Genomic DNA, 23,064 nt, shown 5'->3' on the forward strand with positions numbered 1-23,064 from the left:
GGGGCGGGGGCGGGGGTGGGGGCGGGGGCAGGTGGAGGAGGCTCGGCCGGAGAGGCAGGCACGCCAGCGGAAAGAACAGGCGACGCCTCGGGCTGGTTCGGCGCGGCAGCAGCAGGGTCGTCAGGCGCACCTCGGTGGAGGTCGACGATGACGAGCGCGGTGAGCGCCGTGGTCGCGAAGAGCACTCCGCCGACGGCGCCGACGAGCACGCTGCGCTTGCCCTTGGAGGCGCGCACGATGGGGTTCGCCGCGCCGGTGATGGCGGCCCATGCCTCGGAGGTAGGGTTGGCGCTGGCCTTCAGCGCGACGGCGAAGGCGTCGGCCAGGTCGGCGGCGGACCCGAAGCGAGCCTCGCGGTTCTTGGCGACGGCGCGGGCGAACCAGGCGTCGAACGTCGGCGACACGCCGGCCACGCGGGACGGCTGCGGCGCGTCTCCGCCGCAGACCTGCATGAACAGGTCGCCGAGGGTGTTGCCGTGGAAGGGGAGCGAACCGGTGAGGCACTCGAACCCGAGCACCCCGAGCTGCCAGAGATCGGAGCGGTGATCGACCGGGCGGCCGAGGACCTGCTCCGGGCTCATGTACGCCGGGGTTCCCAGCACCAGCCCCGCCTGGGTCTGGACGAAGGCGTCGCTCGGGGCGCCGACGATCTTGGCGATGCCGAAGTCGAGGAGCTTGGCGATCTCCTGCTCGCGGGTGCGCGCGAAGAAGATGTTGGCGGGCTTGATGTCGCGGTGGACGGTGCCGCTCTGGTGGGCCTCACCGAGGCCGTGGGCCAGGTCGCGGAGGAGCGCGGCGATCTCGGCGGGTGGCAGGCGGCGGCAGCGCGCGAGCCGGTGGGCCAGGTTCTCGCCGTCGAGCAGCTCCATGGCGAGGTAGGCGACCTGGCCTTCGACGCCCTGGTCGAGGATGCGCACCACGTGAGGGCTCTGCAGGCGGGCAGCGGCCTGGGCCTCCTGGAGGAAGCGGCTCTGAGCTTCCTCGCGGTTGGCCTGGGCGGCGAGGTCGACGAGCTTGACGGCGACGGGGGTGGCCAGGGTGAGGTGCTGCGCGCGCCACACCTCGCCCATCGCGCCGGCGCCGAGGGGCGAGAGGAGCCGGAAGCGGCCGCCCACCACGGAGCCCGTGCCCCAGAGGTGCATCCGCTCGCGGCGGGTGATCTGGTGATCGTCGTTCACCGGGAAGCCATTAGACCATGGCCTGGCGCGGGCGGGCTACGCTTCCGCTGGTTCGTGCGCAGGCTCGACCAGCTCGACCAGCACACCACCGGTCGCCTTGGGGTGCACGAAGGCGACCTTGTGACCCCTGGCACCCACGCGCGGCGTCTCGTCGATGAGCGGCAGGCCCAGCGCTTTGAGCGTGAGGAGGGCTTGCTCGATGCCCTCGACCTCGACCGCGATGTGGTGGAGACCCGGCCCCCGTTTCTCCAGGAACTTCTGGAGGCCCTCGTTGCCGCGCGGGGAGATGAGTTCGATGCTCGTCTCGCCGATGGGGAGCAGCGCGGCCTCCGTGCGCTGGGAAGCGACGACCTCGCGATCGGTGACCTCGACGCCGAGGAGCTTCCGGTAGCGCGCGAGCGCTTCGTCGACGTCCGTCACGGCCACGGCCACATGGTCGATCTTCTTGATCTTCAGCATCGCTCGGCCCTCACGGGGTGGATGTGGCGGGCACGCGGCGGCGTACCAGCAGCGTTCGCGAGATCTCTACCACCTTCTCCTTGACCTTGCCCTCCGTCTTCCCGAGCTCGGGCGTGAACAGATCGGCTCCCTGCTCGATCAGCGCGCGCGGGTGGGTGTTCTTCACGCCGACCACGCGCAACGTCACGCTCCCGAGGAGAGGCCCCACCTCCTCGCGGGCGAGGACCTTGGTGGCCGCGAACAAGGTGTCGCCGGCGAGCACGCCGCTCGAATGGACGCCGTCATCGAGGCCGAGGTCCCACACGCCGTTGCCCGCGGTGTCGCGGCTGGAGAGGGCCAGCACCCAGGAGAGCACGAGCCCTCCGTGCACGACGCGGGTGCGCGCGAAGGAGCTCTGCTGGCAGTAGCGCTCGTCGAAGTGCAAGGGGTGCGAGTTGCGGGTCAGGGTGGAGAGCGTCATGTGCTCGGCTTCGCTGACGGTGCGCCCCGTATCGTGGGCGTAGACGTCGTCCACCGCGAGGTCTTCCCAGAAGGTGGCGAAGCCGCCTCGCCGCGTGGGAGGCCGCGTGGGAGAGGGAGCCGCGAGCGCGATCTCCGGAGGTCTCCGGCCGGGGTCGTCGTCGCGCTGGGTGACGTCGTGCGGGGGATCCGGGGGGCGCTCTTCGACGCGGCCGGTGCGCACCAGCGCCTTGCGCTCGAAGGAGCACACCAGCACGTCGTCCTGGTTGACCACGTGGGTGCGGACGTGGACCACGCCCTTGTCGCCCTGGGACACCGGCTTCTTGCCGATGACCCGCGAGCTGGCGCGCAGGGTGTCGCCCGGATAGCAGGCGTTGGGGAAGCGGACGTCGATGTACGCGAGGTGGGCGATGGCTTGCTCGCTGACGTCGTGCACGCTGAAGGAGAGGCCGAGGTTGAGGAGCAAGAGGGGGTGGACGGGGCGATCCCGGAGACCGACGGCCCGGGCCGCCTCGCGGCTGGCGTACACGGGGAGCGCGTCCTGGAACGAGGCGGAGAAGAGGGCGAGGGTCCCCTCGTCGACGGTGACGTCCCAGGGGTGCGCGTAGATGGCGTCGACGTCGAAGTCGTCGAGCCGGCGGCCGTAGCGGTAGGAGCGGAGCATCGTCGGGCCCGGATGGTAGCGCAGCGACTCGGGCGAGAGCGACTTACCCGAGGTGGAGGGCTGTGCTAGGTGCGGGGACATCGATGGGGGCGCGCGCGCGACAGGCGGAGCAGGAGGAGCGCGAGGAATCAGCGCGGCAAGAGCGCCTGCGCGAGGCGCTCGACGCGGTGCGGGCGCGCTGCGCCGTGGAGGAGCGGCGGGCCTCGGATCCCGTGGAGTTCGTCCACCGCGTCGAGGACCCCGAAGACCGCGAGCTGGTGGCGCTGATCGCCTCGTCGATGGCGTTCGGGAACGTGAAGGCGCTGCGGGCGAAGATCGCCGACGCGCTGGAGCGGCTCGGCCCGGATCTCTCCCGCGTGGCGGACGATCCGGAGGCAGTCCGCGCGCGGCTGGAGGGGTGGAAGCACCGGGTCTACACGGCGGGGGACCTGGCCTGCCTGCTCGTCGGGGCGCGCCGCGTGCAGCGCGAGGCGGGCTCCCTGGGGGCGGCGCTCGCGGCGGAGATGCAGCGGACCGGCACCCTGCGCGAGGCGCTCACCGCGTGGACCCACGCCATCCGCAACGCAGGGGGGCTCGACCAGCGCCTCACCCGCGGCGCGGCGCACATCCTCGCGGATCCCGGCAAGGGCAGCGCCGCCAAGCGGCTGCTCCTCATGCTGCGCTGGATGGTGCGACCCGCGGACGGGGTGGACCTGGGCCTGTGGCCGATCCCGCCCCGAGCGCTGGTCATCCCGGTGGACGTCCACATCCAGAAGCTCGGCTACAACATCGGGCTCACCGATCGGCAGACCACGAGCTGGAAGACCGCCGAGGAGATCACCGCCGCGCTGCGCCGCTTCGATCCCGAGGACCCGGTGAAGTACGACTTCGCGCTCTGCCACCTGGGCATGCTCCAGCGCTGTCCCTCGCGCCGCGATCCAGTGCGCTGCGAGGGGTGCGGGGTCATGCCAGTGTGTCGGCACTGGGATCGACGCGCCCCTCGGGGGGATCGCTCGGCACGCGGCGGCGGCTGAGGGGGCCGTCGGCCGGCGGGAACGACGGAGACGGCGGGTACGTCGGGGATGCCGGGGATGCCGAGGATGCCGAGGATGCCGGGGATGCCGAGGATGCCGGGGATGCCGGGGATGCCGGGGATGCCGGGGATGCCGGGGACGCCGGGGACGCCGGGGACGCCGGAGGCGGCGAAGGCGGCGGGGTCGTCAGCGGCGGCGGGGGAGGTGCCGGACGCTTCTTGGGGAGGCGCAGGCACAGTTCGGTGAACTCTCCCTCCTGGCTGTCCACGGTCATCGTCCCGCCGTGCCCCTGCACCACGATGTCGTAGCTGATGGAGAGGCCGAGCCCCGTGCCGATCCCGGTGGGCTTGGTGGTGAAGAAGGGGTTGAACACCTTGTCACGGATGGCAGGGGGGATGCCGGAGCCGTTGTCGCGGACCCGGATCTCCACCTGGTCCCCGCGATCGCGCGTCGTCACCTGGAGCGAGGGGACGTAGTCGGCGCCCGAGGCGCGCCGCTTCGCCTCCATGGCGTAGATGGCGTTGCTGACCAGGTTGAGCACCACCCGCCCCACCTCCTCGGGCACGAGGCGCACCGCGCGGAGGCTCCCGTCCAGATCCCAGCGCACCGGGATGGGCGGGGATGAAGGATGCGCTTGCAGCGCGGAGGCGGCGTACTCACGCACGAGCTTGCCGAGGTCCACCTCGCGCACCTCCCCGACGCGCGCGCGCGAGTGCTCCAGCATGGCGCGCACGATGCGGTCCGCGCGGCGCCCGTGCTCGTGGATCTTGGCGACGTTCTGCTGCAGGTCGCTCGCGATCTCGGACAGCCCCGCGGCGTCCTCGCGGGAGAGGCGGCAACCGAGCGTCGCCACCTGATCGGACAGCTCGGAGGTGAGCTCGACGGACAGCTCGGCGAAGTTCACCACGAAGTTGAGGGGGTTCTTGATCTCGTGGGCGATGCCCGAGGTCAGCATGCCGAGGGAGGCGAGCTTCTCCTGCAGGACGAGCTGCCGCTGGGCCTCGCGCAGCTCCACCACGGCCTCGCTCAGCGCCCGGGTGCGCTCCTTGACGCGGTTGTCGAGCGTCTCGTAAAGGCGCGCGTTCTCCAGGGAGATGGCCGCCTGCGCCGAGAGCATCTCCAGGACCTTGCAGCGCGCCGGCGTGAACGCGGAGGGGGTGAGATCGTTCTCCAGGTAGAGGAGCGCCACCCGCCGCTGCTGGCGCAGGATGGGCATGCACAGCACGGAGCGCAGCCGGCGCGCCGCGACCGCGGGATCTGCCTGGAAGGGCCCGGAGGCCGAGGCGTCGGCGAGGACCACCGTCTCCGAGGTCCGGTCCACGTAGCGGACGATGCCGAGGGCCACACCCTCGCGCGCGTCGAGCGTCCCCCCGTGCACCACCTGCGCCCCCTCGGAGGTGGTGTCGGCCTCGACGACCACCGCGCTGTCGCCGTCGACCTGGAGGATGCCCCGCCGGGCCCCGGCCGCCTCGACGAGGGTCCGCATCAGGCGCCGGAGCAGGTCGTCGAGCACGATCTCCCCGGAGATGGCCTGCGAGGCCTTGAGCAGGCTCATGAAGTCGAGCGCCTCCTCGCGCGTGCTCCCGGTGGTGGTGGAGATGGAGATGCTGCTGCTCACCGCGAACGCGGTGTCGCCGGCCGGGGCGTGGCGCTCGACGAGGCGGGGGTAGCGCGCCTCCAGGTCGCGGACCTTCGCCTCGGCGCCCCAGCGCTGGTAGGCGTGGTGCGCGCGGCGGGCAACCACCTCGGCGAGCTGCGGGTTGTCGGCGTTCGCGTAGAAGCGGGCGGCGAGCTCACCGGCGAGCCCCTCGATCTGCGGGGCGAGGTGCTCCCGGGCGAGGTCGAGGGCGCGATCGTAGTGCTCCCTGGCAGCGCCTGCGTCGCCCGTCACCCGCGCAAGCTCCGCCTCGATCAGCGCCACCGGGGCCGCGTAGTTCGCGGGCGCATGGCGGGCCCAGCCGCGCAGCCGCCGAAGCGACGCGGTGACCCGCAAGAGGGCGCCGGGTGTCCCGCGGGCCGCGAGGTGCCTCACGCGGGTCATGCGGGTCACGCGCGTCACGCGCGTCATGGGGGACAGGCGCTCCCCGCTCGCCTCGCCGAGGGCGCCCAGCTCGGCGAGCGCCCGGTAGACGTGGAGGAGCGCCACGTTGGCGGTGGCCAGCATGTGCGCCTCCCCCTCGATCGCCAGCGCCGCGTGCTCGAGCGCCCTGCCATGGTCGCCGAAGAAGGTGCACAGCATGAGCTTCACGACGTGGAAGCTCGCCACGCTGTAGTGGTCTCCCCGCGCGCGCGCAGCGACGAGGAGCGCCTCCTCGCCCTCGGTGGAGAGGCTGCCCCGGCCGGCGCGGGGGGCCTCCACCTTGCCGAGCAGGACCTGGATGGGGTGATGCACCGCCTGGAGGCGCCTCATCGCGTGCGGATCGCCGACCCGGCGCATGGGCCCCGAGAAGGCGGTCACCAGCCTGTCCAGCTCCGCGAGCGGGACCCCGGCGTGGAGGCCGTGGCTCACGTGCAGCACGGCGCAGTAGTGCGCGTACTCGAGATCTCCGGAGGCGAGCCCGCCCCGGTACCCCTCCAGCACCGGCTCCAGGGTCGCGCGCATCGGGCGACACCAGGGGCTGACGAAGCAGTGGCTCATGAACATGCTCCGGGCGCGCAGGAAACGGAGCTCCGGCTTCTGGGTCAGGGACAGCGCGAGATCGGAGAAGCGGACCGCCGTGGCGACGTCTCCGAGCAGCCCGCTGCAGATCACCGCCACCGCGAGGTACACTGTCACCGACTCGGGCGCGGCGCCGTGCGCGAGCGTGAGCCGTAGCTGTTCGAGGGCGAGCGATGGCGCCAGCATCACCGCGGTGTTGTAGAGGGGCCCCGAGATCAGCGAGAGGAGGCGCATCGCGGCCCTCCGCTCGGGATCGCGCATGCGGGGCAGCTCGGCGAACGCCTCCACGCTCCGACCCGCGAGGAGCACCTTGAGCTGCAGGAGCGCTGCCCCGGCCGTGAGCTTGTTCCCGTGCGGCGGGAGGCGCACCCCGAGGTCGGCGAGCGCCGCCATGCCCACCCGCAGGCTGTCCCGATCGCGACCCTGGTGCACGTAGGCCTGGATCCGCACCTCGTCGGCGCGGATGCGATCGAGCAGCGCCTCTCCCCGCATCCGCACCTCGGCGGCGAGGCGCTCCATGCCGTCGGGGTCACCGGTGAGGTACGCGGCGGATGCCGCCGCGAGGGTCAGCTCGAGCCAGAGGGCGTAGCGGCGCGCCCAGGGAGCGGGGCCGAGCAGATCGAGGCCCATGTCGAGGAAGCGCCGCGCCGGCTCGTGGGCGCCCGCAGCCGTGGCCCGGAGGGCTGCCTCCAGGTCGAGCACGGCCAGCGCGTCCCGCTCCTCCTGGGTGTGAACCTGCGCCGTGATCAGCGCGCGGCCGAGATCCAGGTGGCTCACCACCTCGAACAGGCGCTCGCCGCGCTCCTCGCGCCCCGCACCGTCCAGCGCCTCGCGGAGCAGGAGGCCGATGCGGAGGTGCGCCTCGGCCCGCGCTCCCGGCGCGGTGAGGGAATGCGCGGCCTGCTGCACCCTGTCGTGGGCGAAGCGGTAGCGGACCTCGCAGTCGTCGGCGTCGATCACGCAGGCGTAGTCCGCGTCGAGCGGGACGACGATCCCCGCTTCGAGCGCTGGCCAGAGGTCACGGGACACCTCGGTGCGGGTGCGCCTGGAGACGACGCTCAGCGTGGAGAGCGCGAAGGTCCCCCCCACGCAGGCGGCGAGGCGGAGCACCTCCTGGCACGCTTCGGGCAGCTTGCCGATCTGTGCGGCCATCAGCGTGACCACGTTGTCGGTGATGCTGACGCGGCGGATCTCGTCGAGGTCATAGCGCCACCCAGCGCCTTCCCGGTCGAACCGCAGTAACCCGTCGGCGTGCAAGGCTTCCAGGAAGCGGCCCAGGAAGAAGGGGTTGCCCGCCGTCTTCTCGGCGCACAGGCGCGCGAGAGGCGCGGAGACGGAGGGAGGGCAGCGCAGGGCCTCGGCGACGAACGCCTCCACGTGCTCTGGCGCGAGCGGACCGACCGCCAGGGTGGACACCGGGGCCCCGGACTCGGCGAGGGAGCGCGCCAGGGACACGAGCGGGTGCGCGTCATCGACCTCGCCATCGCGGTAAGCGCCCAGGATCAGGGTGTGGTGAAGCTCGCTGCAGGTGACGAGGTGCTCGAGCAGCTTCAGCGAGGCGCTGTCGGCCCACTGCAGGTCGTCGAGGACGAGCACCAGGGGGTGGCGCTCCGAGGCCAGCGCGCCGAGGAACGCCCCGAGGGCTTGGTGGAACCGGCGCTGGGCATCGCGGGGGGAAAGCTCCGGGATCTCGACCGGATCGCCGAGCAGCGCCCTCGCCTCGGGCAGCACCTCCAGGACGATCGACGCGGCATCGCCGACGGCTGCGCGGACGGCCTCGCGGCGCGCGGCGAGGTCCGCGTCGCCCTCGCTGAGGACCTGACGCAGGAGCTGCTTCAGCGCCTGGGTCAGGGCCACGTGGGGCGTGTCGCGCCGGAGCTGGTCGAACTTCCCGACCGCGTGGAAGCCGCGCCGCGCCGCCACCGGGCGCAGCAGCTCGCTGGCCAGCGCCGTCTTCCCTGCCCCGGCTGGCCCGGGCATGAGCCAAAGCTCCACCGCGCCCCCTCCCGCAGTGCGCTCCAGCGCGCCGAGCAGCGTGTCGAGCTCCTGCGCGCGGCCGTGGAGCCGCTCGGGGATCAGCAGGTGGTCCGCGACGTCACCACGGCCCAGCTCGAAGGGCCAGGAGCCGCCGCCTTCCACGAGTTCCAGGCAGCGGAGCAGGTCGACCCGCACGCCCGCCGCGCTCTGGTAGCGCTCCTCGACCGCCTTCGCGAGGAGCTTGCGCAGCACCCCCGACAGCGGCGCGGGGACCGTGGGGTTCACGGCCTCGGGCGCCTCGGGGACGCGGGCGATGTGGCAGTGAACGAGCTCCAGCGCGTCGTCCACCACGAACGGGGGACGCCCGACCGCGAGGTGGTACAGCGTCGCGCCGAGCGCATAGAGATCGGCGCGGCAGTCGATGCCGCGGTTCATGCGCCCGGTCTGCTCCGGCGCGATGTAGGCGAGGGTCCCTTCCAGCACCTGCGACAGCGCCGCCTCGGGCTCCTCGCGGCGGAGCGAGGTGGCGATGCCGAAGTCGATGAGCTTCACGGCGCCCGTCGCGGCGTTGTAGACGACGTTCCCTGGGCTGATGTCCTTGTGGATGATGCGGCGCGCGTGGACGCGCTCTAGGACCTCGGCGATCCGGGCCCCCACCCGGCACACCTCGGCGGGAGACATCGCGCGCCCCTGGAGGATCCGACCGAGCGACTCCCCGCCGAAGTCCTCGAACACGATCAGCGCCGTGCTGCGGTAGCGCTCGAGCGAGAAGGCCTCCACGACACCATCGCCCGCGAGCGCGCGGACCAGCTCGAACTCGCGGGTGAACCGGGCGAGGCGGGCAGGGCTCGGGTACTCCTCGTTGAGGATCTTGACCACGAGCCTCCGGCCATCGACGCCGCGCCTGGCGCGGAAAACCACAGACTGGCTGCTCTCGTGCAGCTTTTCGACGGCCGTGTACCCGGGGAGCGCAAGCATGATGGATGCGCATCAGCACGAGTCGCGCCCAGTGCATCTCCGCACCCGTCTGGCCTCTTCTCGCGGTTCCTGCTGCCCGCCCGTGAGCCTCCCTCACCGGCGCCGAGAAGCCGTGAAAGCGCCGCCTTACCGCGGAGAAACGCACCCGAGGGCCACCGTGCCCCTCGGCACAGCGCGGCACAACCCTCTGCGCGCTGGCCGGCCACTGGCCGGCCACAGGCCGGCCGCGGCCTACGACTTCCGCAGCTTCCCGCGGTCGATCTTCCCGAGGTGGGTCCGCGGCATGTCGTCCACGAAGATCACCTCGCGGGGTGCCTTGAAGGGCTCCAGCCGGTCTCTCACGAGCTGCTTCAGCGCCTCGTCGAGCCCCTCCCGCGGCCCCGAAGCCAGCACGTAAGCGTGCGGCTTGGTCAGGCCCCGCGCGTCGGGCACGCCGACCACCGCGCACTCCTTCACGGCAGGGTGCTGGAGCAGGCAGTTCTCCACCTCGGCGGGCGCCAGCCACTTGCCGGCCACCTTGAGCATGTCGTCGCCGCGGCCGCAGTACGTGAAGTAGCCCTCCGCGTCGCGGCTCAGCATGTCGCCCGACACGTACCACTCCCCCCGGAAGGCCCGCCCGGTCTTCTCCAGGTCCTGCCAGTACCCGAACGCCCGCGAGGCGCCCTTCACCCACAGCCACCCCACCTCGCCCGGAGGCAGCTCCCGCCCCCCGTCGTCGCACACCTTCACCTCGAACCCGGCGACGGCGCGCCCCAGCGTCCCCGGCTTCACGTCGCCGGGGCGGTTCGTCAGGAAGATGTGCCACATCTCCGCCGTGCCCAGCCCGTCGCACAGCTCCACGCCGAAGGCGCGCTTCCAGCGCTCGTAGAGCTCCACGGGCAGCGCCTCGCCGGCGGAGGTCGAGACCCTGAGGCTCGACAGGTCCTGCTGCGCCGCGCTCTCGTGCGAGACCATGGTGTTCACCATGGTCGGCACGTTGACCAGCACCGTGGGGCGGAAGCGGCGGATCTGGGCGAACAGCGCGTCCGCGGTGCACCGCTCCGGGAACAGGACGGAGGTGCCTCCCACCGAGAACGGGAAGAGCAGGTTGGCGCCCGTCGCGTAGCCGAAATAGAGCTTGGGGACCGAGAGGGTGATGTCGCTCGCCGTGTACCCCATCACCCCCTTGGCATAGAGCTCGGTGGTGTTCACGAACGCCCCGTGCGACTGCGCCACGGCCTTGGGCCGCCCCGTGGTCCCGCCGGAGAAGAGCCAGATCGCCGCGTCGTCACGGTGGCTGGGGAACACCCGCAGCTCCTCCGGTGCCCCCTCGGCGAGCGCCTCGAAGGATGCCTCGGACGATGGCTCGAACGATGGCTCGCGAGCCGCCTTGCCGCCCACCACCAGGATCCTCCGCAGGTGTTGTGCGCCCCGCGCCGCCTCGGCAAACGCCTCCAGGTGGTCGGCATGCACCACCGCGACCTTGGCCCGGGTGTACTCGTAGAAGTACGCGATCTCCTCCGGCTTGAGCTGGGAGTTCACCATCACCACCGCCGCCCCCGAGGCGAGGGTGCCGAACAGCGCCCCCACGAACTCGGGGATGTCCGGCAGGGCCACCATCACCCGCTGCTCCGGCTCCACCCCCAGCGCGCCCAGCGCGTGCGCGAAGCGCGCGGCGAGGCGGGCCACGTCGGCATACGTGAGGCGCTGATCGCCGCACAGGATGGCCGTCTTGTCGCCCAGCCCTTCCCGCAACCGGGCGAGGAGGAACCAGTCGGCCATGTTCACCTTTTCGGGGATGACGAACGACACGGCAGTCCTCCTGGCAGCATGCGGGGGGAGAGACCTAGGCTCCCTCCCGGCTCCCCTCTACCACGGCCGCCTTCTCCCCGACCAGCGGCGCCAGCGCGGCCAGCGCCGCCTGCCGCCTGGCCATGGCCAGGTTCAGCGCGAGCCACGCCGCGCACAGGGGCAGCATGCCGAGAGACAGCATCGTCGCGCCGATGATCGGGGCCAGCGCGTCACTCGCCCACACGCTCGCAGCGTCCCCGCCGCGGTACACCACCGTGTCGATGAAGCTCTTCGAGGTGTACTTCTCCTCGCGCGGCACCACCGTGAACAGCACCTCGCGCGCGGGTCGCTCGAACCCGTAGTGGACCGCGCGGCGGGCCACCTGGAACGCGACGAACACCGGGATCACCGGCGCCACCGCGAGCCCCAGGAACCCGACCGCGCTCACCACCGGCACCGCCGCGAGCGCCCATGCCAGCCCCGCGCGGCGCATGACGTGTCCGGTCACGAACCCCTGCACCACGAGCGAGAGCAGGTTCGTGTAGAGGTCCATGCTCGCGAACAGCGCCGTGCGCTCGGCACGATCGGCGATCTGCGCGCTGATCACGTGCATCTGCTGCCAGTACAGGACCGTGGCGGTCAGGGTGGTGAGCAGGGTCAACGCCGAGATCCCGAGCAGGTACGGCGAGCGGAACACCGGCCGGAGCCCGCTGAGGAACCCGCGACCGACCCGCTCATCGCCCTCCCGCGCCGGCGCGCCCCTCCCCTCCGCCGTACGCGCTCCCCTCTCTTCCTGCGCTCCCCTCTCTTCCTGCGCTCCTCTCTCCTTCTGCGCTCCCCTCTCCTTCTGCGCTCCCCTCTCCTTCTGCGCTCCCTTCTCCTCTCCTGGCCTCTCCGCAGCGGGCGCCGAGCGCGCCAGCCATCCCGCGCACTGCGAGGCCACCTCCAGCACCGCGGCCGCGAGGAGCAGCAGGTTCAGCACCCCGATCTTGCCCACGAGCAGCGACGCGAGGAGCGGCCCCACCAGGGCCCCCGCGCTGCCTCCCGCGGCGACGAACCCGAACAGGCGCTTGCCCTGCTCGCTCCGCCAGAGATCGGCCATGAAGCCCCAGAACACCGAGACCACGAACAGGTTGAAAACGCTCGTCCACACGTAGAACGCCTGCGCCGTCCCCGCGTGGGCCGGATCGCGGCGGAACAGCGCGAAGAACACGAGCACGTTCAGTGTGAAGAAGCGGTAGACGATGGGGATGAACCGGCGCCGCGGGAAGCGCGCCACCACCGCCGCATAGAGCGGCGCCGCCGCGAGCATCGCCACGAAGGTGGCGCTGAACAGCCACGGCAGGTTCTTCACCCCGCCCGTGATGCCCATCTCCTCGCGCACCGGCCGCAGCAGGTAGTAGCTGCAGAGCAGGCAGAAGAAATAGGCGAAGCTGCCGAGGAGGGCCCTCGTCTCCCCCGGCCGCACGTCGACGAGTCGCCGGAGCATCGCGCTCACCATGGCGAAGGCGAACCGGATCGATCGACCCGTGTCAACCCGGCGCTGCACGTGCGACCCTGGAACCGCTGAAAGGCGCCACGCTCCGCGGGTGCCGCGGGTGCTGGCGCATGAATCCGACGTCCGATGCTTGCGGCGCAGGAGGCGGAATGGATGCACGGTGCCGATCGCGGATGACGACGACCATGACCCCCCACCTCCCGGGCTCCACGGACACCGCGCCCGGACCCAGGCCCCCGCGCCGCACCAGGGGCACCCTCGCGCTGGGCCTCGGGTGCGTGCTCGCAGCGTCGCTCGGCCTCACCACGGGCGCCTGCGGCAGCGCCGCGGGGCGGGGGACGCCTGGAGCAAGCGCCGCTCCCCCCACCACGGCAGCGCCTCGCGCGCCCCTCGTGAACGCCGCGGCCACGCCTCCCTCCTTCGGCCCGAGCACCATCGACGCAGCGCTCCGTGCGGCGTGGCAGCAGCGCGGCATCACCCCTTCCGCGCGCGTCGACGACGCTGGCTTCCTCCGGCGCGTGTGGCTGGACCTCGCCGGCACCCTCCCGCCTCCCGACAAGGTCACCGCGTTCCTCGCCGACGCTTCCCCCGACAAGCGCGCCCGCGAGGTCGACGCGCTCCTCGCCGCGCCCACCTACGTGGAGCACCAGACCGACACCTGGGACGAGATCCTGATGGGTGGCGCCATGGTCTCCAACGTCATCGACCGCGGCGCGTTCCGGCGGTGGCTCAGGGCCCAGTTCGAGGAGAACGCGCCGTGGGACAGCCTCGTCCACGACATCCTCACCGCCTCCGGGCGCAGCAGCGTGGGAGGCCCGCGCAAGGGCCTGAGCGGCCCCGCCGCGGACCCCGAGCGCGAGAAGGCCGAGGGCGTCAACGGCGCCGTCAACTGGGTCCTCAAGTACGACAAGGTCCCGCTCGACCTGCCCGCCTCGGCGTCGCGCACCTTCCTCGGCGTGCAGATCCAGTGCGCCCAGTGCCACGACCACAAGACGGAGGCGTGGACCCAGACCGACTTCCGCAGCTTCGCCGCCTGCTTCAGCCAGGTCACCGCCCGCCCCCTGGCCTTGCCCGAGAAAGGCGAGATCCGCCCCATGGAGGTGGTCGACGTCGACCGCCCCCGCCGGGCCGGCAAGAACAACCCCGATCGCGAAGAGCTGCGCGCGGTGGCCACCGCGACGCCGAAGACCCTCGACGGCGCCGAGCTCGATGGCGGCGACAACCGGCGGCAGGCGCTCGCCAACTGGCTCGTGGCCCCCACCAATCCCTGGTTCGCGCGGGCCACCGTCAACCGGGTGTGGGCCTCGCTCATGGGCCACGGCTTCGTCGAGCCTATCGACGACCTCCGGCCCGGCAACACCGGCGTGCTGCCCGACCTCCACCGGCAGCTCGCCGACGACTTCGTGGCCCACGGCCACGACCTCAAGCACCTCGTCCGGACCATCGTCACCACCGAGGCGTACCAGCGCTCCTCGACGCCAGCCGCGACGGGAGCCCTCCGCGGCGGCAAGCCTCCCGAGCCCCCTCGCCCCACCGACGACGCGCTCTGGCCCCGCTACCGCATCCGGCCCCTCGCCCCGCCCGTGCTCCTCGGCGCGCTCACCGCCGCCACCGGCCTCGACGCCGTGCTCGACATGGCCGGAGGCGAGCGCCGCGAGCAGCTCGAAACCCAGATCCGGGCGGGCATCGGCTTCCTGTTCGACGTCGACGAGGAGGCCCCCTCGGACGGCAAGTACGAGGGCACCATCCCCCAGGCCTTGTTCCTCCTCAACGGCGCGCTGGGCGCCGCAGGCTCCTCCGCGGCCCTCCCCGAGACCGCGCTCGCGCAGATCCTCGCCCTGCCCGACGGCGCTGACGGCGGCGGCGACGCTGGCGCGGATGGCGCGGATGGCGCTGATGGCGCTGATGGCGCCGATGCCAGGAAGATCGAGGCCCTCTACCTGCGCATCCTCACCCGACGCCCCACCCCCGTGGAGCGCGACAGGTGGGTGCAGTTCGTGAACGCGCCCCGCGAGCCCACCCGCACCAGTCCGTCTCCAGGCGCAGGCGGCGCTGCCGGTGGCAAGGGCGGTGGCAAGGTCCCGGGCCGCGTCGACCTCCCCCCGAGGCTCACCCGGCGCCTCTACGCCAGGCCCGGCACCGCCAAGGCGCAGGCCTACGAGGACCTCGCCTGGGCCCTCCTCAACTCGAGCGAGTTCTTCTTCAACCACTGAGCTGCTCACGGTGCCGGCGCGGCAGGACCACCGCGCGAAGAGCCTCGCGACACACGGAGATGGCCATGAGTGACACGGAGCGACGGATGGGACGGCGGACGCTGCTCGGGCTCGGCGCCGGATGCGCAGTGAGCCTGCTCGGCGCGCGCCTCCAGGGCATCGGCGAGGCCCACGCGCAGAGCGCGCAAGGGCCCGGACGCGCTGCCGGCACCCCGGGCCGCGCGACCCCCACCTCCCCGCCCAGGGCCTGCATCGTGCTCTGGCTCAACGGCGGCCCGAGCCACGTCGACACCTTCGACCCCAAGCCTGGCGCCCCCGGCGGCGGCCCCTTCAAGGCCATCAAGACCAGCGCCCGTGGCGTGCGCATCTCCGAGCACCTCCCCCAGCTCGCCGCCCAGGCCCACCGGATGGCCATCGTCCGCGGCATGATCAGCAAGGAGGGCAGCCACCAGCGCGCCCAGTACCTGATGCACACCGGCTACGCCCCGAACCCCACCGTCGACCACCCCTGCCTGGGCGGCTACGTCAGCCACGCCGCGGGCCTCGCCGCTGGCGAGTTGCCGAGCTTCGTCAGCCTCGGCGGCCCCAGCGAGGGCGGCGGCTTCCTCGGCGTGCAGCACGGCCCCCTCCTCGTCCCCGAGCCCGGCGCCATGCCCCGCCACGTCAGCTTCCCGCCCAATGTCGACGACACCCGCTTCGACCGCCGCAAGGCAGCCCTCGCCGCCCTCGAGCTCGACTTCGTGGCCCGCACCGGCGACCCCAAGATCCACGACCGCGGCGCCGTGCACGAGCGCGCCGTCGCCATGCTCCGCTCCCCGCGCCTGCGCGCCTTCGACGCCAGCGAGGAGCCCGAGGCCGTGCGCAAGGCCTACGGCGACACCCCCTTCGGCCGCGGCTGCCTCACCGCGCGCCGCCTCCTCGAAGCCGGCGTCCGCTACGTCGAGGTGGTCCTCGACGGCTGGGACACCCACGACGACAACTTCGGGCGCGTGAAGAAGCTCATGGGCACCCTCGACCCTGCCATGGCCACCCTCCTCCGCGAGCTCGACGCCCGCCGCCTCCTCGACACCACCCTCGTGGTCTGCATGGGCGAGTTCGGCCGCACCCCCCGCGTCAGCGCGCGCGACGGGCGCGACCACCACCCGCAAGCCTGGTCCGCCGTGCTGGCAGGCGCCGGCATCCGCGGTGGCATCGCCCACGGCGAGACCGACGCCGACGGCGCGCGCGTGACGAAGGACCCCACCTCCGTCCCCGACCTCTTCGCCACCATCGCCACCCAGATCGGCCTCGACCCGGAGCGCACCTTCGGGACGCCCATCGGCCGCCCCATCTCCATCACCGACAGCGGCAAGCCTGTCGCCGCTCTCCTCCGCGCCTGACCGCCTTCCGCGCCTGACCGCCCTCCGCGCCTGACCGCCCTCCGCGCCTGACCGCCTTCCGCGCCTGACCGCCCTCCGCGCCTGACCGCCCTCCGCGCCTGACCGCCCTCCGCGCCTGACCGCCCTCCGCGCCCTCCGCGCCCTCCGCGCCCGCCGCGCCACGCCCTCCACGCCCCCTCAGCCCGTCGCGCCCGCCGCCTGCGCCGCCAGCTTCGCGCGCGCCTCCCGCACCCGCCCCACCACCGCCACCCGCACCTCGTCCGCCGAGGTGATCGCCGCCGGGAACGCGATCCGTGCCGTGCGCGGCCCCTCGGGCGTCGCGGCCCGCAGCTCGAACCCGTAGCGGTCGACGCCGATCATCGTCGCCGACGTCGCCTCTGGCAGCCCCCCGAGCGCCTGCGCGCAGATCAGCACCGCGTCCGCGTGATCCACGTTCATGTGCTCCAGGATCCCCGGCGCCGAGCCCACCAGCAGATCGATCTCCGCCCGCAGGTACTCCCCCGCATCCACCCACGACATCCGCCCGAACCCGCCCACGTAGCGGATGGACACCGGCTCCAGCCGGTACACCGTGAAGTCCGCGAACCCCGCGTACAGCGACGCCTCCGGGTGCACGTCGAGGAAGCGCGTGCGCGCCGCCTCGGCCTCGCCTGCGTCCTCGATGGGCCGGCACGTCCCGATCAACGTCATCCTCCCGGCCGCCAGCGGGTCCACCGCCGGAGCCCCCGCGTTCCCGTCGCCCGTGGGCTCGCCCAACAGCACCGAAGCCTCGGGCCGCGCCGCCAGGTTGATGGTGTGCTCCGCCAGGGTCGAGAGCAGCAGCAGCGGCCGCCCCGTATCGTCGAACGCCACGGCGACCAGCGAGGTGTACGGGTAACCTCCCGGGTCCTGCGCCAGCGTCCCCAGCGCCGCCACCCGCGCCCGCGCGGCGAGTGTCCGGCATAGCTCCGCGTGGCTCGGCGAGGCCGCCGCGCCCTCTGCTCTGTCGAGGCTCCGTCGTTCCTGGCTCATCCGGAAGGGCTAGCATGGGACAGCACGCCCGGCGCCTCCAACCCGACGATTTCAGACCGGGATTTGCGCTCTCCCACCCTCCCTCTGGCCTACCCTGGGACGGCACGGCTCGCCCGGCATGAGCCCCTGCGCAGCCGGTCCGCTACCCCGCGACGCGCAGGCAGGTTAGTACTGCGTACCCTGGACCGGGGGCGGGAAGCTCCCGTGCTCTCGATGGTTGCTCCCCCCATGACTTCGCAGAACGACGAGCCAGCGACGCGGGACGAGATGGGGAGCCACGCGCCTGTCCCTGCGCTCCCGGAACCAGGACCCGTGCAGCACTCAGCTCGGAGGAAGCCGTGACCACCTCATCCTATGCAGGCCACACCGCGTTCGGCGCCACCCTCGACGCACCGACCCTGAACGACGCGCAGAGCGGCGCGCTCGACACGGCGCCCACCCTGCTCGGCCACGGCAGACCCACCGGCGCTCCCCTGGAGACCCTCGCCTCCCCTGCCCACTCCCGCTCCAGCGCCCCTCCTCCGTCGAGCGCCTCCCGCGCCACCACCCTCCCCCGGGTCGAGGGCCAGGGCAGCGCCATGCGCCTCATCCCCGAGGTCCGCGCCCGCTACCAGACCTTGAAGGTGCTCGGCGCTGGCGGCATGGGCGAGGTCTTCCTGGTCCACGACAACGACATCGTCCGCAAGGTGGCCGTGAAGCGGCTCCTCTCGGACGACACCTCCCCCGCCACCCTCGCCCGCTTCGTCGACGAGATCCGCACCGTCGGCCGCCTTGAGCACCCCAGCATCGTCCCCATCCACGACGTCGGCATCGACGAGGAGGGCCGCTACTACTTCGTCATGAAGTACGTCGAGGGCGAGACGCTCGAATCCATCATCGAGCGCCTCGTGGCCCGCGACCCCGCGTACCACCGCAAGTACACCATCGAGCGCCGCTGCGAGATCTTCGTCGCCCTTCTCCACGCCCTCGCCTACGCCCACGCCCACGGCATCGTCCACCGCGACATCAAGCCCGCCAACATCATGGTGGGCCGCTTCGGCGAGGTGATGCTCATGGACTGGGGCATCGCCAAGCCCATCACCGCCGAGAACGACCACGCGGCCAGCGCGCAGGGCACCCTCGCCACCCTCGGCGACGCTGGCAAGGACGAGCGCGCGCGCCTCTACGCCACGCGCATCGGGACTCTCGTCGGCACCCCCGCGTACATGAGCCCCGAGCAGGCCCGCGGTGACAACGACCAGATCGACTCCCGCAGCGATCTGTACAGCGCCGCCGTGGTCTTCCACGAGCTGCTCACCCTGCACCACTACCTCAGCGACCGGAGGACCATCGACCAGATGCTCACCGGCGTCATGTCCGAGGAGTTCAGCAACGCCCGGCTCTACGGGAGCCCCGCCGCCGTCCAGGCGAGGATCCCCGGAGAGCTGATGTACTTCGTCGCCCGCGGCATCGAGAAGGCTCCCGCCGACCGCTTCCAGTCTGCGGACGAGATGATCGAGTCCCTCCAGATGTTCCTCTCCGGCCAGATGGAGGTGACCTGCCACGTCACGTTGCAGAAGCGCATCCTCAGCGACATGGGCCGCTTCATCGACAAGCACAGCCGCGCCGGCATGTTCATCCTCCTGTTCCTCACCGCCACCGTGCTCTTCTCCGCCATCCAGATCGTACGGATGATCGTGGCGTAGCCTCCACGTGCTCTCCTGACGGCCGGTGACCGTGACCCCTCCTGCCGACCCCTCGCCTCCCACCCCTCCCGCCGCGACGCCTCCGGATGCACGTCCGGAAGACGCGCGCGGCGCGCGTGACGCACATGACGCGCGTGACGCGCGTGACGCACATGGCGCACGTAACGCCCGTGGACGAAGCGTCTCCCGCGTCGATCGCGCGGCCCGCATCGGCAGCTTCCTCCTCCTCACCGGCGTCGCCGCCGTCGCCGTCCTCGCCTTCTCCTGGCGCTTCACCGAGGCGCCGCCCGTCGCCCGCCACGCCACCACCTCGTCCCTCGCCCGGATCGTCGGCGACCTCGCCGCCAGGGCCAGGCCTGCCCCGTCCGCCGCGCCCGCAGCCTCCGCAGAGCCTGCGCCCGCCGTCACGCCTGCCGACGCCACGCTCCGCCGCGAGGGCCACGTCTACGTCAGCGGCGGCGTCCTCCACGCCCCCCGCTCGTTCCACTCCGACGACGGCACCTTCGACCTGGTGCTCCACTTCCACGGCAACACCCAGCTCGTCGAGGAGAGCTACGGCGCCGCCGAGGTCAACGCCCTGGTCTACGTCGTCAACCTGGGCATCGGCTCCGGCGCTTACGAGAGCCGCTACGCGCGCCAGGGCATCCTCGACGAGACCCTCGCCCGCGTGCGCGACGCCGCCGAGAAGCGCGGCCTCAAGGACGCGAAGCTCCGCCGCGTCGCCCTCTCCTCGTGGAGCGCGGGCTACGGCGCCATCGCCAAGCTCCTCGACTCCGCCAAGAACCGCGAGCGCATCGACGCCCTCCTCATGCTCGACGGCCTCCACGTCTCCTACGCCAAGGCCCCCGGCCCCGACGGCCACCCCGGGCCCGATCCCCTCCGCCTCGACCCCTTCCTCCGCTTCGCCGAGGAGGCCGCCCTCGGCCACAAGCTCTTCACCATCACCCACTCCTTCGTCGAGCCCCGCGCCTACGCCAGCGTCGAGGAGACCGCCAACGCCCTGCTCGCCGCCGTCGGCGCGCACCGGCTCGGGCGTTACGGCGAGCCGCCGCACGTCGCCCTCCCCTCCCTGGCCAACGTCTGGGCCAAGGACGCCGAGCGCTGGCTGGAGCAGACCAACGAAGCTCACCGAGGCGGCTTCCACGTGCGCGGCTACATGGGCAACAGCCCCGAGCACCACATGGCGCACCTCATCCAGATGTCCGTCATCGCCCTGCCGGACCTCGTCGCGCACTGGAAGACCTGAACCTCCGCTGGACCGTGGCCGCCGGGATCCCATAGACCTCCCCTGCAGTGGCCGCTCTCCGCACTGGGTGAGCGGAGCTGGCGTTCTGAAGGGGCAAGGTCACGCTGGTGGCAAAGTTCTGACCCGCAACACCCTGCACACCGAAGGAGGCTGAATCATGGGCGTACTCGTGGATGGAGTCTGGAAGGACCAGTGGTACGACACGGAGAAGACGGGCGGCGCCTTCGTGCGCACCGAGAGCAAGTTCCGGAACTGGGTCACCGCCGACGGCGCGCCTGGCCCCACCGGTGAGGGCGGCTTCCGCGCCGAGCCGGGGCGCTACCACCTCTACATCGCCCGCGCCTGCCCCTGGGCGCACCGCACCGCCATCATGCGCGCGCTCAAGGGCCTCGACGAGAAGATCTCCCTCTCCGTCACCCACTGGCTGATGGGCTCCGAGGGCTGGACCTTCGAGCCTGCCGAGGGCGTCATCCCCGACGAGGTGAACGGCGCCAAGCGCCTCCACGAGGTCTACACCAGGGCCGAGCCCCGCGTCTCCGGCCGGGTCACCGTCCCCGTCCTCTGGGACAAGCAGCGCGGCACCATCGTCTCCAACGAGTCGGCGGACATCCTCCGCATGCTCAACAGCGCCTTCGACGGCTGCGGCGCCCGCCCCGGCGACTACTACCCGCCCGAGCACCGCGCGGAGATCGACGCCCTCAACACCCGCATCTACGACACCGTGAACAACGGCGTCTACAAGGCAGGCTTCGCCACCAAGCAGGAGGCCTACGAGGCCGCCGTGGGCCCGCTCTTCGAGACCCTCGACATGCTCGAAGCGCGCCTCCAGACCCGCCGCTTCCTCTGCGGCGACGCGCTCACCGAGGCCGACATCCGCCTCTTCACCACCCTGCTGCGCTTCGACGTCGTCTACCACGGCCACTTCAAGTGCAACGTCCGCCGCATCGCCGACTACCCGGCCCTCTGGGCCTTCACGCGCGACCTGTATCAATGGCCAGGGGTGAAGCCGACCGTGAACTTCACCCACATCAAGCGCCACTACTACATGAGCCACACCACGGTGAACCCCACCCAGATCGTCCCCGTCGGCCCCCACCTCGACTTCGACGCCCCTCCCGGCCGCGAGCACCTCCGCGCCGCGTCCACCTGATCGCAACGCCTGCTCAGGGCGCCGTCGAGTCGCCTGCGCTCTCCTCGTTGTCCCAGAGATCAGCCGTCCCGAAGATCGTCTTCGCGAGCCCCTGCGACCCCCCGAAGGAGATCGGCGACAGCGACCGCGTGCACGACGCATCCACGGGCGCCGTCGGGTCCTTCAGGAACCCCAGCCACATCGACATCGCGCACGCCTGCGCCTCCCCCCGCGCCGCCTGCGCGCCGCCCGTCCCGAACCCGAGCCCGCGTACGGCCGGGTCGAGCGTCACCAGCGTCTGGTGCGCGCCCTGGTAACGGCCCGCGATCGCCTGACCCACCTCCAGGGGCACCTGCGGGTCCAGCCCCCCTTGCAGCATCAGCATGGGCACCGCCGTCGTCGCCCCTCGCGTCAGCGCTGCCGGCGCCGACGCCCCCTCGTAGCGCGGCCACGCATCGTAGAGCGCCCGGTACAGGCTCCCCCGGTCTGGCGACACGTGCGCCTCGTCCTGGATCGCCTCCAGCGCCTCGGGCTCGGGCGGCGTGTCCAGGGCCAGCTCCGACAGCATCACGTGCATCCCCAGCGCCGCCGACACCGTACGCCGCTCCGGCCCCTCCGCCGTCATCAGCGCCACCTGATCCACCGCGTGGAAGATCGCCCGCACGTCCCCCGGCTCGCAGCGCACCCCCCGGTACGCGACCGCCGGGATCGCCGCCCGCAGCGCCTCGTCCTGCAGCATCGTCGCGAACACCTGCCGCATCCGTGCCCGGTTCACCCGTCCATCGTCGAGCGGGGCGCAGAGCGACTCGTCCAGCATCGCCAGGAACGTCTCCACCGTCTCCCGCGGATCGTCCCCCATCCGCGCCGCGCACGCCGCATCGTCCGCGCACCGCGAGAGCAGCGCGTTCCCTGCCGCGTCGTGCCAGGCGTCCACCCGGAAAGGCAGCCCTCCCCGCGCGTCGAGCATCCCGTCGAGCGTCACCCCGTCCACCTGATCGGGGAACAGCTCCAGGTAACGCTGCGCCCACACCGTCCCGTACGAGGACGCATAGACGTGCACGCTGCGCCCGGCCTCCTCCGTCGCCCCGAGGAGCGCGCCCAGATCGTGCGCCGCGGCCGTCGTGGTGAAGTGCTGCAGCCTCTCCCCCCACGTCTCCTCCAGCGCCACCACGCACGCCTGCCACGCCCCCATCGCCGCCCCCGTCTCGAACGGCTCCCCCGGACAGCCGATCGGCGTGGAATGACCCGTCCCCCGGTGGTCGACCAGGAAGATCTCCAGCTCCGGATCCAGCGCGAGCAGCTCGGGCACCACCGCCTCGAACGCGGCGCCTGACGACCCCGGCTCTCCCCCCAGCATCCACAGCGACCGGCGCGTCGCCTCGGCCCCCCGCACCCGCTTCACGAACACTGTGAGCGCCTCGCCGTCCGCCGCCTCCCAGTCGAGCGGCAGCGCCACGAGCGCGCACGAGGTCTCGGGCCCGCCGCCCCCCTGCGTCGCCGAGCAGGGCTCCCAGCGCACGTCGATCCCCGCCGCTGCGTCGCGATCTCCGCCCTGCGTCCCCTCGGCGCCACACCCCGCGATCAGGGCAGCGCCCAGCGTGATCGCCGCCGTTCTTCCGATGGCCCTGTGCATCTCCATCACACGCCTTCCTCGCGCCACGAGCGCAGGAGGACGCAATGCAAGCGGCTGGCCGCGCTGCGATCGTCTGGGTGCCGACGTCGCAGCGGCACGGACGGTGTCGGCCC

Annotated in this window: 14 protein-coding genes; 6 read left to right on the forward strand and 8 right to left on the reverse strand. The window is 72.3% G+C overall.

Annotated elements, in window-relative coordinates; translation table 11 throughout:
* From CAP_RS14565 to CAP_RS14575, 3 genes are all read right to left on the reverse strand, one after another.
* Positions 1-1,178, reverse strand: a 1,178-nt coding sequence (locus tag CAP_RS14565; RefSeq protein WP_052375216.1) for a serine/threonine-protein kinase, incomplete at its 3' end; no start/stop codon positions are given.
* A gap of 36 nt (positions 1,179-1,214) precedes the next feature.
* Entirely contained in the window at positions 1,215-1,637 is a 423-nt protein-coding gene (gene mce, locus CAP_RS14570) for a methylmalonyl-CoA epimerase (RefSeq protein WP_044241059.1), read from the reverse strand.
* A 10-nt stretch (positions 1,638-1,647) separates the two neighbouring features.
* Positions 1,648-2,760 (reverse strand): MaoC family dehydratase, encoded by a 1,113-nt coding sequence (locus CAP_RS14575; protein ID WP_044241060.1) that lies wholly within the window; start codon positions 2,758-2,760, stop codon positions 1,648-1,650.
* Positions 2,761-2,843: 83 nt separating this feature from the next.
* Here CAP_RS14575 and CAP_RS14580 point away from each other — a divergent pair, with 83 nt between their 5' ends.
* A complete protein-coding gene (locus CAP_RS14580) occupies positions 2,844-3,773 on the forward strand; it encodes a TIGR02757 family protein (RefSeq protein WP_231511468.1) in 930 nt (309 codons plus the stop codon).
* Here CAP_RS14580 and CAP_RS14585 read toward each other — a convergent pair.
* The 3 genes from CAP_RS14585 to CAP_RS14595 form a co-directional block, all read right to left on the reverse strand.
* Positions 3,703-9,387 carry a trifunctional serine/threonine-protein kinase/ATP-binding protein/sensor histidine kinase gene (locus tag CAP_RS14585; RefSeq protein ID WP_044241062.1) on the reverse strand — a complete coding sequence of 1,895 codons (5,685 nt, stop codon included), beginning with the start codon at positions 9,385-9,387 and terminating at the stop codon, positions 3,703-3,705. The two genes, CAP_RS14580 and CAP_RS14585, sit on opposite strands and share 71 nt — an antisense overlap.
* 231 nt (positions 9,388-9,618) lie before the next feature.
* A complete protein-coding gene (locus CAP_RS14590) occupies positions 9,619-11,178 on the reverse strand; it encodes a benzoate-CoA ligase family protein (protein WP_231511469.1) in 1,560 nt (519 codons plus the stop codon).
* 34 nt (positions 11,179-11,212) lie between these two features.
* A complete protein-coding gene (locus CAP_RS14595) occupies positions 11,213-12,646 on the reverse strand; it encodes an NTP/NDP exchange transporter (protein ID WP_044241186.1) in 1,434 nt (477 codons plus the stop codon).
* A gap of 194 nt (positions 12,647-12,840) precedes the next feature.
* Here CAP_RS14595 and CAP_RS14600 point away from each other — a divergent pair, with 194 nt between their 5' ends.
* Positions 12,841-14,868, forward strand: coding sequence for a DUF1549 domain-containing protein (locus tag CAP_RS14600; RefSeq protein WP_156040802.1), 2,028 nt, complete (start codon positions 12,841-12,843; stop codon positions 14,866-14,868).
* A 65-nt stretch (positions 14,869-14,933) separates the two neighbouring features.
* Positions 14,934-16,247, forward strand: coding sequence for a DUF1501 domain-containing protein (locus CAP_RS14605; protein ID WP_044241187.1), 1,314 nt, complete (start codon positions 14,934-14,936; stop codon positions 16,245-16,247).
* A 177-nt stretch (positions 16,248-16,424) separates the two neighbouring features.
* On the opposite strand, the gene CAP_RS14610 is transcribed toward CAP_RS14605, so the two are convergent.
* Positions 16,425-17,258: a HugZ family pyridoxamine 5'-phosphate oxidase gene (locus CAP_RS14610; protein WP_044241066.1), complete on the reverse strand. Its 834-nt coding sequence runs from the start codon at positions 17,256-17,258 to the stop codon at positions 16,425-16,427.
* Positions 17,259-17,596: 338 nt separating this feature from the next.
* Between CAP_RS14610 and CAP_RS14615 the strand changes: the two genes are divergently transcribed.
* The 3 genes from CAP_RS14615 (at position 17,597) to CAP_RS14625 (ending at position 21,339) form a co-directional block, all read left to right on the forward strand.
* Positions 17,597-18,943 carry a serine/threonine-protein kinase gene (locus CAP_RS14615; protein ID WP_052375224.1) on the forward strand — a complete coding sequence of 449 codons (1,347 nt, stop codon included), beginning with the start codon at positions 17,597-17,599 and terminating at the stop codon, positions 18,941-18,943.
* Between the two features lie 31 nt (positions 18,944-18,974).
* Positions 18,975-20,189, forward strand: a complete 1,215-nt coding sequence (locus CAP_RS14620) for a hypothetical protein (protein WP_156040803.1) — start codon at positions 18,975-18,977, stop codon at positions 20,187-20,189.
* A 157-nt stretch (positions 20,190-20,346) separates the two neighbouring features.
* On the forward strand, positions 20,347-21,339 hold the full coding sequence (locus CAP_RS14625) for a glutathione S-transferase family protein (protein ID WP_044241067.1): 993 nt from the start codon (positions 20,347-20,349) through the stop codon (positions 21,337-21,339).
* A gap of 13 nt (positions 21,340-21,352) precedes the next feature.
* Here CAP_RS14625 and CAP_RS14630 read toward each other — a convergent pair whose 3' ends face one another.
* Positions 21,353-22,957 carry an alpha/beta fold hydrolase gene (locus tag CAP_RS14630; protein WP_044241069.1) on the reverse strand — a complete coding sequence of 535 codons (1,605 nt, stop codon included), beginning with the start codon at positions 22,955-22,957 and terminating at the stop codon, positions 21,353-21,355.
* Positions 22,958-23,064 lie beyond the last annotated feature (107 nt).

This window comes from Chondromyces apiculatus DSM 436 (assembly GCF_000601485.1).
Classification (GTDB): domain Bacteria; phylum Myxococcota_A; class Polyangia; order Polyangiales; family Polyangiaceae; genus Chondromyces; species Chondromyces apiculatus.